The organism is Streptomyces sp. NPDC049577 (assembly GCF_040675635.1).
Classification (GTDB): domain Bacteria; phylum Actinomycetota; class Actinomycetes; order Streptomycetales; family Streptomycetaceae; genus Streptomyces.
The window spans coordinates 1-14,541 of record NZ_JBFAPH010000163.1 but is presented as its reverse complement, the minus strand read 5'-3'; the positions used below and the strand labels follow the sequence as shown (position 1 = coordinate 14,541).

15 protein-coding genes and 1 pseudogene are annotated in these 14,541 nt (G+C 72.2%); 6 read left to right on the top strand and 10 right to left on the bottom strand.

The genetic code is table 11. The annotated features are described in order from the left end of the window. The coding region (locus AB0K09_RS19250) for a SpoIIE family protein phosphatase (RefSeq protein WP_366066573.1) at positions 1-289 on the top strand (289 nt) is incomplete at its 5' end. A 13-nt stretch (positions 290-302) separates the two neighbouring features. Here the strand turns inward: AB0K09_RS19250 and AB0K09_RS19245 are convergent. After that, the gene (locus AB0K09_RS19245; protein WP_366066572.1) at positions 303-704 is read right to left on the bottom strand and encodes a hypothetical protein; all 402 of its coding nucleotides are present in this window, start codon (positions 702-704) and stop codon (positions 303-305) included. A 117-nt stretch (positions 705-821) separates the two neighbouring features. After that, on the bottom strand, positions 822-1,793 hold the full coding sequence (locus tag AB0K09_RS19240) for a hypothetical protein (RefSeq protein ID WP_366066571.1): 972 nt from the start codon (positions 1,791-1,793) through the stop codon (positions 822-824). A 158-nt stretch (positions 1,794-1,951) separates the two neighbouring features. On the opposite strand from AB0K09_RS19240, the pseudogene AB0K09_RS19235 reads away from it, so the two are divergent. Next, a pseudogene (locus AB0K09_RS19235) lies at positions 1,952-3,256 on the top strand (diacylglycerol kinase family protein); the annotation flags it as partial. Between the two features lie 12 nt (positions 3,257-3,268). On the opposite strand, the gene AB0K09_RS19230 reads toward AB0K09_RS19235, so the two are convergent. Beyond that, the gene (locus AB0K09_RS19230) at positions 3,269-3,502 is read right to left on the bottom strand and encodes a potassium channel family protein (RefSeq protein ID WP_366066575.1); all 234 of its coding nucleotides are present in this window, start codon (positions 3,500-3,502) and stop codon (positions 3,269-3,271) included. Between the two features lie 248 nt (positions 3,503-3,750). Beyond that, on the bottom strand, positions 3,751-5,337 hold the full coding sequence (locus AB0K09_RS19225; RefSeq protein WP_366066570.1) for an MFS transporter: 1,587 nt from the start codon (positions 5,335-5,337) through the stop codon (positions 3,751-3,753). A gap of 254 nt (positions 5,338-5,591) precedes the next feature. On the opposite strand from AB0K09_RS19225, the gene AB0K09_RS19220 reads away from it, so the two are divergent. Genes AB0K09_RS19220 through AB0K09_RS19210 form a run of 3 tightly spaced genes read left to right on the top strand, consistent with a single transcriptional unit; the run spans position 5,592 to position 8,256 of the window. Next, positions 5,592-6,950 carry a hypothetical protein gene (locus tag AB0K09_RS19220; protein ID WP_366066569.1) on the top strand — a complete coding sequence of 453 codons (1,359 nt, stop codon included), beginning with the start codon at positions 5,592-5,594 and terminating at the stop codon, positions 6,948-6,950. Beyond that, positions 6,947-7,363: an SHOCT domain-containing protein gene (locus tag AB0K09_RS19215; RefSeq protein ID WP_366066568.1), complete on the top strand. Its 417-nt coding sequence runs from the start codon at positions 6,947-6,949 to the stop codon at positions 7,361-7,363. The genes AB0K09_RS19220 and AB0K09_RS19215 overlap by 4 nt, the downstream gene beginning before the upstream one ends. Before the next feature lie 23 nt (positions 7,364-7,386). Beyond that, entirely contained in the window at positions 7,387-8,256 is an 870-nt protein-coding gene (locus AB0K09_RS19210; RefSeq protein WP_366066567.1) for a universal stress protein, read from the top strand. Between the two features lie 32 nt (positions 8,257-8,288). On the opposite strand, the gene AB0K09_RS19205 is transcribed toward AB0K09_RS19210, so the two are convergent. The 6 genes from AB0K09_RS19205 to AB0K09_RS19180 form a co-directional block, all read right to left on the bottom strand. Further along, the gene (locus AB0K09_RS19205; RefSeq protein ID WP_366066566.1) at positions 8,289-8,864 is read right to left on the bottom strand and encodes a 2'-5' RNA ligase family protein; all 576 of its coding nucleotides are present in this window, start codon (positions 8,862-8,864) and stop codon (positions 8,289-8,291) included. A 73-nt stretch (positions 8,865-8,937) separates the two neighbouring features. Further along, positions 8,938-9,555, bottom strand: a complete 618-nt coding sequence (locus AB0K09_RS19200) for a pyridoxamine 5'-phosphate oxidase family protein (RefSeq protein WP_366066565.1) — start codon at positions 9,553-9,555, stop codon at positions 8,938-8,940. A 37-nt stretch (positions 9,556-9,592) separates the two neighbouring features. Further along, complete coding sequence (locus tag AB0K09_RS19195; protein WP_366066564.1) at positions 9,593-10,681, bottom strand: globin domain-containing protein; 1,089 nt, start codon at positions 10,679-10,681, stop codon at positions 9,593-9,595. Positions 10,682-11,210: 529 nt separating this feature from the next. Continuing rightward, positions 11,211-11,762 carry a TetR/AcrR family transcriptional regulator gene (locus tag AB0K09_RS19190; protein ID WP_366066574.1) on the bottom strand — a complete coding sequence of 184 codons (552 nt, stop codon included), beginning with the start codon at positions 11,760-11,762 and terminating at the stop codon, positions 11,211-11,213. A 131-nt stretch (positions 11,763-11,893) separates the two neighbouring features. Further along, entirely contained in the window at positions 11,894-13,285 is a 1,392-nt protein-coding gene (locus AB0K09_RS19185) for an amidase (RefSeq protein WP_366066563.1), read from the bottom strand. Continuing rightward, positions 13,272-13,481 carry a hypothetical protein gene (locus tag AB0K09_RS19180; RefSeq protein ID WP_366066562.1) on the bottom strand — a complete coding sequence of 70 codons (210 nt, stop codon included), beginning with the start codon at positions 13,479-13,481 and terminating at the stop codon, positions 13,272-13,274. Before AB0K09_RS19180 ends, AB0K09_RS19185 begins: the two co-directional genes overlap by 14 nt. Before the next feature lie 226 nt (positions 13,482-13,707). On the opposite strand from AB0K09_RS19180, the gene AB0K09_RS19175 reads away from it, so the two are divergent. Further along, on the top strand, positions 13,708-14,541 hold an 834-nt coding region (locus AB0K09_RS19175), incomplete at its 3' end, for an MBL fold metallo-hydrolase (RefSeq protein ID WP_366066561.1).

The window sequence follows — 14,541 nt, the reverse complement described above, 5'->3', positions numbered from 1 at the left end:
CGCGGGCCTTCCCTCCGGGACGGAGAGTCATCCGTTCGCCCCCGGTGACCGGCTGCTGCTGTACACCGACGGCGTGATCGAGGCCCGTGACCGTGACAACGCGTTCTTCCCCCTGCCGGAGGCCGTGGAGGAAGCCGCCGGGAGGGAGAGCGCCGAAGGGGCCTCCCCGGCCGCACCGGGGGACTTTCTGAGGGTCCTGCACCGGGCGTTGCTGCGGCATACGGGGGGCCATCTGGCGGACGACGCGGCGATGCTGCTCGTCGAGCGCGACGGCGGGGAACCCGGGTGACGCCGTCGGCGGTTCAGGTGGCGGGCCGGGTCCGGATCTGCATTCCGGGCCGGCGGCGGTGCACGGTGAGGTACGACAGGCCGTCCCCGCCCGCGGTGACGCTGCGCGAGGAGCCGTGGGGAAGCCAGATGAGGCTGCCCTCGGCGAGTGGCTGCGGGCCGCGCGCGGTGCCCAGGGTTCCGGCGCCGGCGACGACGACGAGAAGGACGTCCAGGTCCGGCTCGACGTGGGTCCGAACGCATTCGCCGGGCGGAAGGTGGACGAGATTGGCGTCGAGCTGCCGGCCCGGCTCGGCCAGCCGCCACAGCGCCCCGGTCGACGCGGGACGGCCGGCGGTGAGCGCCTTGGTGTCGCAGAGCAACCGCGCGACCGGGTCGTCGGCGGAGTCGGAGGGGGCGCCGTCCAGGTCGGCCATCGATGGTCACCGTCCACTGTCGTCAAATGGGAATCTCATATGCAGATTTTCCGGGCAAGGGGATCATCCCATGAACGTCACGTCGGCCGCCGTCGCGCTGACGGCCGGCGGGGAGGGTCACCGCGAGCGTGACCGGTGCCGGGCGAACCAGGCGCAGGCACCCAGCAGGGAGGCGGCGACCAGCACCAGCAGGCCGGTGACCCAGACCGGGCCGGCCAGCCGGACGTCGGCCCAGACGACCGCGGCGGCGGCCAGGAAGGGCGCCGCCGTGAGGGCGAGGAGCCTCAGCACGGCGGCGAGACCCGCCGTCGTGGGTACGTGGGGCAGTCGTCGCCTGTGCCTGATCAGGTCGCCGGCCGGGCCGGGGGTGTAGTACCGCACGGCCTTCGCCCCGAGCTTCAGGGTGTTCTTCCGGTAGATCACCGCGAGGGCGGGCACCCAGATCAGCGGCAGCACCATGCCGACGAGGAACAGCAGCACGATCGGGCTCTCGGCGAGCACCCGCCGCGGCCGGCTCCGCCGCTCACCGCCGCCGGCGATGCCGAGGACCGCGGCCATCCTGACGAGCAACGACCAGCGTGTCCGCCGGGGGACTTTGCCACGCCCTCCGGGCGGGTGACGCCTCACGTCCGCCAAGGCCCTGCCCGCCGCCTCGGTGGAGGGGTACACGTCCTGGAGGACCAGCAGGTCGGCGACCCGCTCCTCGCTGCGCGGATCGTGGCCCGCGAGGGCCGCCAGCTCCAGCATCATCTGCGCCTGGGCGAGAAGGGCCGCCACGAAGCTCACGGGCATGAGGACCACGAACGGCCCTCCCAGGGCCGCGCCGTCGGCGATCGTCAGACGCGTTCCGTGGGCGATGGTCTGCCGGACGAGCTCGGCGTCGTCGGGGACCGGTTCGTGCCGCTTGCGGCGCTCCACGGCGGCGGCCGTCCGGGGGCCGAACCGCCGCACCGCGAAGAAGGCCAGTTGCTCGGGCATGTGCCGGGGATCGGCCCAGATCATCGGCAGCAGCGCCTGGGCCTCGACCCTCGCCGACGCGTCCGGGCGGGCCGGCCGGGCGCCGCCGGGGGTGGGTCCGTCACGTTCCATCCGGGCCTGCTCTTTCCTCACCGGTGACCATCCCCGGTCCGGGCTGCGCACCCCGCCCCGCCTCACCCGGACGGGGGGGCACGGTGACTCCTCCGGGCGAGCGCGGGTGTTCGCGGTGGTCACAATGGAGCAGGGAGCCACGGGTCCTGCGAGGTGTCATGAGAAGTGCCGCCGCACGCGGACGAGCGAGGCAGCGCTGGAGCGCGCGTCTCGCGATCGGCGCGGCCGTGGGCGCGGTGGTGCTCCTGCTGTCCGTGGCGGGCGTGCGGAGCATGGCCCTGGTGGCCATGGGCCTGGCGGGGCTGACCGTCGCGGCGGCAGCCGGCTGGTGGGCGCTGACGCGCCGGGGCGTGGTGCGGGCCGCCGCGGCGGTCCTGGCAGTGGCCGCGCCCGTGGCGGTGCTCGCGTCGTACGTCGCGGCGCGGTTGCTCTGGGTCGTTCTCGTCTTCTCGGCGCTGTGGGTGCTGGCCGCCGCGGCGGGCCGGGCCGCCCTGCGGGCCGGTACGGATCCGCGGGCGGCACAGGGACGGCCCGTGCCGGCGTGCGGGCATCCGTTCCTCCTGATGAATCCGCGGTCGGGCGGCGGCAAGGTGGGGCGGTTCCGGCTCAGGGAGAGGGCGGAGGCGCTGGGCGCGGAGGTCGTACTGCTCGACCCAGCCCACCCGCAGGACGTCGCAGCGCTCGCCCGTGACGCCCTCGCCCGGGGAGCGGATCTGCTGGGCGTGGCGGGCGGCGACGGGACGCAGGCGCTGGTCGCGGAAGTCGCCGCGGAGGCCGGTGTCCCGTTCGTGGTGATCCCCGCCGGGACGCGCAACCACTTCGCCCTCGACCTCGGGTTGGACCGGGACGATCCCGCGCGGGGCCTGGAGGCGCTCACCGACGGGGTGGAGCTCCGGGTGGACCTCGGATTCGCCGGAGGGCGCGTGTTCGTCAACAACGCCTCCTTCGGGGCGTACGCGGAGGTCGTGCAGAGCCCGGCGTACCGGGACGACAAGGCCGGCACCGTGCTGCGGCTGCTGCCGGACGTGCTCACCCACCGGCGGGGTCCCCGGTTGCGGGTCACCGCCGGGGACGTCGCCGTGGACGGCCCGCAGGCCGTGCTGGTCAGCAACAACCCGTACCGGGTCGGTGATCGCGCCGGGCTGGGCCGGCGGGACCGGCTCGACGGGGGCGTGCTGGGTCTGGTCGGCGTCACGGTCGACAACGCGGCGCAGGCGGCGGACCTGCTGCGGGGACGGCACGCGCCCGGCCTGGTGTCCCTGACGGCCGGCGAGGTCGTCATCGACGCCGACCGGTCCGAGGTACGGGCCGGCGTCGACGGCGAGGCGCTGGTCCTCCCCACCCCGGTGCGCTGCGTGGTGAAACCCGGTGCCCTGCGGGTGCGGGTGCCGCGGAGCCGCCCGGGTGTTCCGCCTGCCCGGCCCCGCCTGGAGTGGCGTCACCTGTGGCGGGTCGCCTTCGCCCCGGGCCGTGCCCTACCCGTCGCCGCGGCGCCCGAGCGCCGACTGGACCGCGCCGACGACGACGTGGGCGGCGACGCCCAGAAGCAGGATGTCGCCCGTCATCTGCACCATGGTGACGATCCGCGCCTCGTGCGTTTCGGGGGTGATGTCGCCGAAGCCGACGGTGCTGAACACGGTGAGGGTGAAGTAGAGGGCGTCGGTGCGGGTCAGCGGCTCGGTGAACTCGCCTTCGCCGGCATGGTCCATGAGGTAGTAGGTGACCGCGAAGAGCAGCAGGAACAGCGGAACCGTGGTGGCCAGGGCCTCGACGGCGCGCAGCCGGGGCCGGCTGGAGCGGAGGATGGAGTGGATCTGCCAGGTGAAGAGCGTTGCGACGGCGGTCAGCCCGAGCACGAGGCCGGCCCCGGTCCCGACCGTGAACTCCCGGTCCAGGGGGATCAGGTAGTAGCCGAGGACGAGACCGACGGCGGTGGCGAGGGGCCGCAGGACCGCTCTCATGCGGTCGCCTCCCGCGCGGGCCGCCGGTCCGGGAGGTGGCGGGTGAACGGGAAGGCGGCGAGGGTGACGGCGGCGGCGGCCAGGACGGCGGCCTTGAGGGCGTCGAGCTGCGCGGTGGCGTAGGAGTCCACGACCGCCTCCACCTCGGACGGCGGCAGCGCGGCACGCTCGGCGGCGGCACGGACCTGGTCGGTGCCGACGAAGCTCACCCCCGCCTCCATCGCGACGCCGGCCTGATGCCGTGCCGCATCGGAGATCTTCGGGTTGTCGGCGATCTGTGTGGTGAAGGCGCCGACCAGGGCGCCGATCAGCAGGGAGCCGATGAGCGCGGTGCCCAGGGACGAACCGAGGTTCTGCGCGGTGTACTGCAGGCCGCCCACCTCGCTGCGTTCCCGCTCCCCGACGCTGGACTGCACGACGTTGCCCAGTTGGGAGGCGAGCAGCCCCATCCCCACGCCCAGGACCGCCATCGCCAGGCCGAAGGAGAGGTTGTCGATGCGGGGCTCGATGGTGGCCAGCAGCCACAGCGACGCGGCGCAGAGCACGAGCAGGCCGCACCGCACCACCGTACGGGGCGCGGCGACGCGGCCGAGCAACGGCCCGCTCAGGGCGGACACCAGCATGGTCACGGACACGGGCAGCAGCCGCAGCCCGGTCTGGAACGCGTTGAACCCCTGCACCACCTGCAAGTACAGCGGGATGACGAAGAACAGGCCGAGCAGGACGAGGTTCTGGCAGAGCAGCATGGTGAGCCCGGATCTCAGCGGGGGGATCCTCAGGAGCGACAGACGCACCAGCGGCTCCCGGCTGCGCCCCTCCTGTCGTCTCTCCCATGTACCGAACAGCCACAGCAGGGCGGCGCCGGCCGCGATGACGAACAAGGCCGGGGAGAAGCCGAGGACGGTGAAGGGCGGGTTGCGGGGCTTGAGCCAGCCCCAGGAACTGCTCTGCAGCACGCCCAGGACGACGGCGGCGAGTCCGGCGGCGGACAGCGCGACGCCCGTCTTGTCCAGCGCGGTGCGGGGCTCCGCGGGGACGTCCGGCACCCATCGGACGACGCACAGCATGGCGACGACCACGACGACCTCGCCGGCGAACACCAGCCGCCAGGTCAGATAGGTCGTCACCCATCCGCCGAGCAGCGGCCCCACCGCGATGCCGGCGCCGGCCAGTCCGCCGATGACACCGTAGGCGACGGACCGGTCGCGGCCGCGGTAGGCACCGGCGACGAGCGCCGCCAGGGCCGGGAGGACCAGGGTGGCGCCGAGGCCTTCGACGACCGACCAGCCGAGCGCGAGCACCCACAGGGTCGGCGCCAGCGACGTGACGGCGGACCCGACGCCGTACACCACCAGTCCGACGGCGAACGTCCTGCGGCGCCCGAAGGCGTCGCCGAGCTTGCCACCGGTGATCATGAAGGCGGCCATGACCAGGGTGTAGAGCGTGATGACGGCCTGGATCGCGGTGACCTCGGTGTGGAAGTCCTCGACCAGCCTGCTGATCGACACGTTCATCACCGACGTGTCCAGGACCATCAGGAACTGGGCCGTCCCGAGCACGAGCAGGGGCCGCCATCGCTTCACGCCGCGCCTCCGCCTCCCGGTGTGCCTCGGCCGTGCCGCAGCGGCCACTTGTCCGCACCCTAGAACGCCGTCGGCCCCGGCCCGCGCTGCGCGCGGGGTGTGTCGCACGGCTCCGGCGGTGGGCGGTGGGAGTCGCCGGAGTCCCGGCGTGCGATCACCGGCAGATGGTGCTGACCATGGGATGAGCGGTCCACCGGGCTGCCCGGCCCCGCGGCAGGCGCGGGGCAGAGGCGAGTTCCCGGAAGGAAACAGTCATGCTCCCTCCCCACGCGCCGGGCCCCCGAGGGCCCGACCCACCGCCCGCCGACCGGCCCCTCGGCCCCGGCGAACGCCGCGACTACGAACGTCTCCGCCGGCACGAGAACATGCGCCACCGGCGGCTGCGGTACGCGGCGACGTCCGTGCTCCTGGTACTCGCCTTCGTCCTCTCACCGTTCGCGGTGGTGGCGACCTGGGCCCACAGCCAGATCTCGGACACCGACCGCTACGTGCAGACCGTCGCTCCCCTGGCCAAGGACCCGTCGGTGCAGAAGGCCGTGAGCGACCGGCTCACCACGCGGGTGGTCGACAACGTCGACGTCAACGGCATCACGGACGCACTCAGCAACGCGCTCGCCAAGGCCGACGCCCCACCGGGGATCGTGGACAAGTCCCATCTGCTCGCCGGCCCCCTGAAGAACGCGCTCACCACGGCCGTCCACAACGTGGTCGACAAGGTCGTCACCAGTGACCAGTTCGCCGAGCTGTGGAACGACGCCAACCGGCGGGCCCACGCGGCCGTCGTCAAGACCCTCACGGGCGAGGGCAACAGCGCCGTGCAGGCCAGGGGCGACGCCGTCGTCCTGGACATCGGCACCGTCGTCGACAAGGTCAAGCAGAAGCTGGTCGACGAGGGCTACCAGAAGGCCGCGAGCATTCCCGACGTCGACAAGACGATCACCTTGTTCCGCACCGACAAGCTCGACGACGCCCAGAGCGGCATGCGCCTGCTCGACACCGTGGGAACGTGGCTGCCCGTCACCGTGATCGTCGTCGCCGCCGTCGCCGTCTGGGCCGCGCCCTCGCACCGGATCGGGCTGATGACCGCCGCGATCGGCATCGGCGTCATGATGCTGGTGCTGCTCGTCGGACTCGTCATCGCGCGCCGCGTCTATCTGGACTCCGTCCCCTCCGACGTCCTTCCTCCCGACGCGGCCGCCTCGATCTACGACACCTTCGTGCGCTTCCTGCGCGGCAGTACGCGCACCGTCCTGATCGCAGCCGTGATCACAGCCCTGGCCGGCTATCTCTACGGCCCCGGACGCGGCGCCCGGTTCGTCCGCTCGGCCTCCGCCCGGGCCACCGGTGCCACCGGCCGGGCCATGGCGCGCTCCGGCCTGCGCACGGGGGCCACCGGCCAGTGGCTGGAGACGCACCGGGCCTGGACCACCGGAGTCGTCATCGCGGCAGCAGCACTCGCCCTCTTCCTCTGGACCTACCCCACCGCGGCGATCGTGGCCCTCGCCCTGGCCGTCGCCGTCCTCGTCCTGGTGGTCCTCGCGATTCTCGGCGCGGCCTCGACCACCGCGAACGACACACATGCCGAGCCGGAGACAAGGAAACAGACATCATGAGCGCACACGTACTCCTGGCCTACGACTACCCGCTGCTGGGCGCGTTCTGGACGATCCTGTGGATCGTGCTGTGGGTGGCGTGGTTCATCCTTCTGTTCCGTGTGATCACGGACATCTTCCGGGACGACGCGCTGAGCGGCTGGGCCAAGGCGGGCTGGTTGGTCTTCACCATCCTGCTGCCCTTCCTCGGCGTCCTCGTCTACGTCCTCGCCCGGGGCAGGAGCATGGGCGCCCGGGAGCGGCGCCATCTCCAGGCCCAGCAGGAGGCGTTCGATCATTACATCCGTGAGGCCGCCGGCGGCACGAGCCGCCCGAGCCAGGCGGACGAGCTGATGAAGCTCTCGGAGGTCCGTGCCCGGGGGGACATCACCGACGAGGAATACCGCCGGGCGAAGGAGAAGATCCTGCACTGATAACCGGTGAGGCGGTGAGGACAGTGGAGCATCCGGTGGTCGTGGGCGTCGACGGGTCGGACGGCAGCCTCGTCGCCCTCGACTGGGCCGCGGAGGAAGCAACCCGCTTCGGCCTGCCCCTGCGCGTGGTGTACGCGTCCCTCTGGGAGCGCTACGAAGGCGGAGTGCCCTCCGCCACGGGGGAACGGCCGGAGGAGGAAGTGGCGGCCCAGCACATCGTCACCTCGGCCGGGCAGCGCGCCCGGCAACTCGCCCCCGGCCTGGAGGTGAACGCCGTGACCGTGCCGGACGACGCCGCGGACGCCCTGGTGAAGGAGTCCGACAGCGCGGACGTCGTGGTGACCGGCTGCTCCGGGCGCGGGGCCGTCAGGGAGCTCCTGCTGGGCTCCGTGACGCTGGCCGTCGCGGGCCGTGCCCGCTGCCCGGTCGTCGTCGTGCGCGGCGAGGAACGCAACGTCAAGGGCCACAGCCGCCGGGTGGTCGTGGGCGTGGGAGAGGGGGAGGAGGCCACCGGTGCCGTGCGCTTCGCCTTCCGCGAGGCCGCGGCCCGCGGGTGCGAGCTCCAGGTCGTACGGGCCTGGCGCGATTCCCGGCGGCCGACGGATCCGCTGAGCGTGCTCGATTCCGCCGCCCGCGCCTACGCGGAAGAGGCCGCCGCCGCCCTGGACGAGGTGCTGGAGGAGGCCCTGACCGCCCACCCGGGCGTGGCCATCACCCGCACGGTGGTGGAAGGGTCGGCGCGCCGGGCCCTGCTCGGCCCGGCCGCCGACGCCGACCTGCTGGTCCTCGGCGCCACCCGGCGGCGCGAGGGGTTCGGGCTGCACCTGGGCCGGGTCAGCCACACGGCCCTGCACCGCGCGGGCTGTCCGGTGGCGGTGGTGCCCCACCGGTGAGGCGGGCGTACGGCAGGCCGACGGGACGGCGCTCAACCCTCCGGCATGCGGCGGACCTCTCCCGTGCCCAGCCCGATCGCGGCACGGGGCCGCATGGGCTCGTCGCCGCGCCGGGAGAGCAGGACGAGCTCCTCGACCCTGGCCGGCAGGGCCCCGAGCCGGGCGGCACACTCGGCGGCCAGGTGCTGCGGGTCCTGGGTGCGGCCGAGGGACAGATGCGGGGTGAAGCGACCGCCGCGCCCGCGGCAGAGCGGGAACCGCAGCTCCAGCTCCCGGTGGAGACGGGCCCACGGTGCGGGACCGGCCGCGGCCGGGTCGAGCCATACCGTCGCGTACTGCCGGTGCCGGAAATACCGCACGCCCGACATCCGCACCGTGAACGGCGCGCTCTCCGCCGCCCCGGCGGAGAGCAACGGCAGGGCCCGCGGGAACTCCTCCTCCGGCACGAACCCGAACAGCAGGTTCACATGCGGCGGCCAGCGTCGTACCTGCGGGTCGTGCTCCCAGCGGATGTCCTGAATCGCCGGCCAGAGCTCCCGCGGCGGCAGCCACGCGACGGCCGTCCGGGCGGTCGGCGCCACCGCGAGCGCGCCCGCTTCTCCGTGCACGCTTCCATGGTCCGTGGCGCGCCGGATTTTCACGAGCCGACCGCCGGCAGCCGGCCACCGGCGCCCCGACGTGTCACGGAAGGCTCTGCCAGTGGGCCGCGGGAGGCTTGGTGAAATAGTCCGCGTCCTTGGGGCGGTTCGTGTCGCGTCCGGCCGGGCGGGGGGCCGGTATCAGGTGGGGTATGTACTTGGAGCAGTGGATGTAGGCCTCTTCCACGGTGAGGTGGACCCACATCTCCGGGCCGCGCCCGGGCGCGACGTCGGTGGGCAGACCGGGATGGATCAGACGCAGGTCGCTGTCGTGGTAGAGATGGGCCACGCCGTTGACGTGCAGCCCCACGTGATGGTGGGTGAAGTCCACGAAGAGCATACCGAGATGAGGGTTCTCGAGCATATTGCCGGCGCTGGCCATGACACCGTTCCCGCGGAACTCCGGATAGGCGAGCGTGTGAGCGTCGATCACGTGGACGAATCCCGGCGGTCCGGCCCGAAAGCTGGCGTCGCACTCCCCGCGGGAGTCGGCGGTGGCCAGGAAGACCATCGTCTGGCGGCCGATGAAGTCCCGCATCTCGGGCGTGAGGTGTGGGCGCACCTGCTGGTCGTAGAACCGGGCGGCGCGGTCTGCGGTGCCCAGTCGCTGCTGCAACTGGTGCTCACCTGCTGATCCGGAAGACGGCGGAGGCGGGGTCACGAGGGGTTCTCCTAGCAGGGCGGATGAGGGGCGCGGCTCAGGGAGTGAACAGGACGGGAGTCTCGAACGGGTCGTGATGGACGCAGTCGGGCCGGGTGCCGTTGAGGGTGAGCGCCTCCTTGGCGGAGGCCACCATCTGCGCCGGGCCGCTGAGATAGACGTCGTGCTGATACCAGGGCCCGTACTCGAGAAGGACTTCCGGCAGGGACCCTCGAAGCCCGGGGACGTACTCGTGGGAGACCGCGGCCCTGATGGTCAGCCAGTGGTACCGCTGGGCCATCCGGAGCATGTCGTCGACCCCGTACAGCTCGGCCCCGGTCCGGGCGCCGAGGAACAGATGCACTTGATGGTGCTCCCCTCTGCGGGCGACCTCTTCGACGAGTGCACGGATCGGTGCGAGACCGGTGCCTCCGGCCACGAGGAGCAGTTCGTCGTGGTGGGCCGCGTCCAGGACCATGTCGCCCATCGGGGGCCCCAGCCGGATCACATCGCCCACCGCCGCCCGGTGCACCAGGGCTTCGCTGACCGAGCCGCCGGGCACCCCGCGCACGTGAAAGGTGAGGGTGCCGTCCTCGCGAGGCGCGTTGGCGACGGAGTAGTAGCGCCACCGTCTCGGCCACCAGGGCGTCTCGACGCTCACGTACTGGCCCGCGGCGTACGCGTAGGGGTAGTGGGGGCGTACGGTGATTTCGGCGATGCCGGGGCCGCGCGTGACACGGTGCACGACGGTGGCCGGCCATGTGGCGGGCCGTACCGCCTCGTCCTCCTCGGCCGCGCTGATCATGACTTGGGCGACCGTTCCGTACGCCTTCGTCCAGGCCGCGGCGATCTCGGGGGTCCAGGCGGGGCCGGCGAACCGGGCCAGGGCAGCGAGGAGGCACTCGCCCACGGGCGGAAAGTGCGCGGCGAGGGTGCCGAACTTGCGGTGATCGCGACCGAGGTGTCCGCAGAAGCGGACGAGGTTCCCGGGGTCGTCGACCAGATCCACGATGCGCAGCAGCGCGCGCAGGAGGCGATCGCGCTGGGCGTCCATCCCCTGCGGGAACATCGAACGGACCTGGGGATATCGAGCGAACAGGATCGCGTAGAAGTAGACCGTTATCTCCCCCGCAAAGGGCTCGACCACGGACAGGGAAGTCCTGATGAGGTGTATCTCGTGGTCCGACAAGGGCGCTTCGGCGGTCTCCGGCCCGCCCCCGGAATATGTGGCTTCTCCGTTGCGCCCGGCATGGCCGGGTATCGGGTCTCCCGGAGAGGGGCGGACGGAGGTACTGCTGCCTGGACGGCCGATCCGGAATCTCAAGGTATCAACCCTCCCCCGTCCGCTGTGCGACGTGACCTCCGCCGGACATAAAGGGCGGCATGGGAATCGAGCGGGGCGAACAGAGGCAACGTGGTCCTCATATGAGTACAGGGTCGACGAAGCGGATTAAGCGCTTCCGGATGTCAGTCGATCCTGAACGAGGACCACGAAGCGGGAAAGGGCCGCACCCGCCAGAACGCGGGTCAATATCTTGTGGGATCAGCCTGACCGGGCCCGGCGGATGTAGGGATTTGGGGTACATATGAATCTGCCGCCGACGCCCCGGTCATCCGCGTGGTCGTCCGCGCAGTCGTCCCGCCGACGGAAACCGACGACTCCGCGGCATCCCCGGTCACCGGCCGGTCGGGGCCAGGACTCGCGTCACGAGCCGGCGGGCGTAGGCGGCGTCGAGTCCGTCCGGGCGGAAGAGGATGCGGTACATCAGGGGGGCGACGACGCGGTCGACGACCGTCTCGACGTCGGGTGTCCTCTCCCCGCGCGCCCTCGCGCGCGTGAGGACGACATCGATCTGTTCGGCGGCGTAGGCGGAGCACTGGCCGGCGTTGCCGCCGTCCGGGTCGCCGAGCAGGGCGTCGCGGATGTAGGTGCGTCCGGCGGGGGAGGACATCTCGTCGAGGAACTGTTCGGCCCAGGCCGTCAGGTCGGGTCGCAGGGCGCCGTGGTCCTTGGGCGCAGTGTCGGGCCGCAGGCGCTCGACCGCTACGTCCGACAGCAGCTCCTGCAGGTCTCCCCAGCGGCGGTAGATCGTCGACGGCGTCACGCCCGCACGCTGGGCGATCATCGGTACCGTCAGGGCGTCCCGGCCCACCTCTGAGGCGAGTTCGCGTACGGCGGCGTGCACCGACGCCTGGACCCGGGCGCTGCGCCCGCCAGGGCGTACCATCTGCCTGCTCACGACACCACCTTAAAGCAAAATCATTGCGTCTAGCGATCCGGCCTCTCCCCTGCGGCCACCGGCCGCGACGCCTTCGCAAGCTCCGCGGGCGGGGCGATTCGGCCGGGCCAGGCACGTGTTCACGCTGCGTTCGCGAGCTCGCGGGCGGGCCGGGTCTGTTCATGGGCATGGCCGACCCGCAGGAGAGTGCGCTCACCGAGGGGCCGGCCGAGCAGCTGCATGCCGATCGGCAAGCCGGCCGTGTCATGGCCGACCGGTACGGACAGGGACGGTATTCCGGTGATGTTGGCCGGGGACGACAGGCGCACATAGGCGTCGGAGACGCCCTCCACGGTGCCGTCGGCCCAGCTGATCGTCTCCTGGCCGGCCTTGACGGCGGTCGCCGGGACGGTGGGTGCGGCGATCACGTCGACCCCCTTGAGCACCCGGGCCCACTCCCCCTGCATCAGCGTCCGGGAGCGTTGAGCACGCAGGTAGTCCCCGGCGGTCATCAGCTCGCCGGCCTCGAGGAGGACGCGGACGTCGGCCTGGTAGAGCTCGGGGGCCGTACGCAGGGTGCCCTCGTGGTAGGCGGTGGCCTCGGGCACCATCAGTCCCCACTGGGTGGCCTGGATGTAGCGGGTCATGGGGATGTCGACCTCGACGAGCCGTGCGCCGAGGGCCTCCAGCTGCCCGATGGCGCGCCGGACGGCTGACTCCACCTCGGGGTCGACGTGGTCGAAGTAGTAGGTGCGCGGCACACCGATGCGCAGCCCCGTCAGGTGGGTGACCTCACCCGGCCGGTAGTCCACGGCGGGGACGGCCAGCGAGGCCGGGTCGCGCGGGTCGTGTCCTGCCAGAGCGGTCAGGACCAGAGCCGCGTCTTCGACGGTGCGGGTGATCGGTCCGACGTGGTCCAGCGACCAGGACAGCGATGTGATGCCGTGCCGGGGAACGAGGCCGTAGGTCGGCTTGAGGCCGACGACCCCGTTGAGCGCGGCGGGCACCCGGATCGATCCGCCGGTGTCGGTCCCCATGGAAAAGGTCGCCATGCCCGACGCGACGGCGACGGCGGACCCGCCGCTGGAGCCGCCGGCGACCCTGCCGCGGTCCCAGGCGTTGCCGGTCTGCGGAGTGGTCAGGCCATAGGCGAACTCGTGCGTATGCGTCTTGCCCAGCAGGACCGCACCGGCCTCCGCCAGGCGCGCGGCGACCGTGCTGTCGGTCTGCGCGCGGTGGTCGGCGCGGACGCGGGAGCTGGCCGATGTCGCCTCTCCCGCGACGTCGATCAGGTCCTTGAGGCCCATGGGTATGCCGTGCAGCGGACCGCGATGACGGCCGGCCGCGATGTCGCGTTCGGCCTCACGCGCGGCCCTGCGGGTGCGTTCGGCGGTGACGGTGACGTAGGCCTGAAGGTGCGGCTCCATCTGCGCGATGCGCTGAAGGACGGAGTCCGCCAGCTCGACGGGGGACAGCCGCCGGCCCCGGATCTCCTCGGCTGCCGCGGTCAGGGACAGTTCATACGGCTGCATCGGGCTCCTCCTGTTCCACGCGGTAGGCAGGGGCGGGCGGGGTGTCCCCGAAGTCCAGCTCTCGCAGGACCGCGACGACGGAGTGGATGTGATGGGCGGTGGCTGCGACCGCGGCGTGGCGGTCGGCCGGCAGCGGGAGCCCGGCCCGGGCGGCCCAGCGGGCCGCTTCGGGCGGCGTGAGTTCGACGGCAGGCATGAACGATCTCTCCTACTCCAAAAGCAAATCGTTTGCGTTAGCCGACCGTACGTCCTACGATTCCTTAAGGCAAACAGATTGCTTTTAGCTTCCGAGCCGTCCTACGCCACCGGCCGTCGCCCCGCTCGCCGTCGCGGCCCCGGCCGCACTCACCGTGCCGAGAGGCAGGCCAACCCACCACGCGCACAGCCACCTTCCGTAACAAGACCCAGAGGACGGACCGAACATGAGCACTGGACCGGCCACCGAAGCGACCGCCGCCCCCTCCTGGACCGTGGGCGACGTCACCGTCCACCGCATCGACGAGACCCTTCTGCCGCCCGCCACCGGACCGTGGCTGCTGCCCGCCGCCACCCCGGACCTCGTCGCCGCTCAGGACTGGCTTCACCCGCACTTCGCCGACGCCGAGGGCACTCTCCGCATCGACAGCCACAGCTTCGCGCTCACCCTCGGCGGCCTGCGCGTCCTGGTCGACACCGGCATCGGAAACGGCAAGGAACGCGCCAACCCCGCCTGGCACGACCTCGACACCGACTTCCTTCAGGACCTCACCGCCGCCGGATTCCCCCCGGACTCGGTCGACCTGGTGATCCTCACCCACCTGCACGCCGACCACGTCGGCTGGAACACGCGGAAGGTGGACGGCGACTGGGTGCCCACCTTCCCCCACGCCCGTTATCTGGCCTCCCGCACCGAGCGGGAGTTCTGGGCCGGGTACGACATGGAAGAGGCACGCCGGCAGATGTTCCGCGACTCCGTGCTCCCGGTGGAGCACGCGGGGCTGCTCGACCTCGTCGACGTCCCCGCCAAGGGCATCGACGTCGCCCCGGGCCTGCGCCTGCTCCCCACACCCGGCCACACACCCGGCCACGTCGCCGTCGAGCTGACCAGCCACGGCCGGAGGGCTCTGATCACCGGCGACTGCATCCACCACCCCGTCCAGCTCGCCCACCCCACCATCGGCGCCTGCGTCGACATCGATCCGCAGCAGTCCGAGACCACGCGCCGCACACTTCTCGACTCACTCGCCGACACGGACACGCTCGTCCTGGGCACCCAC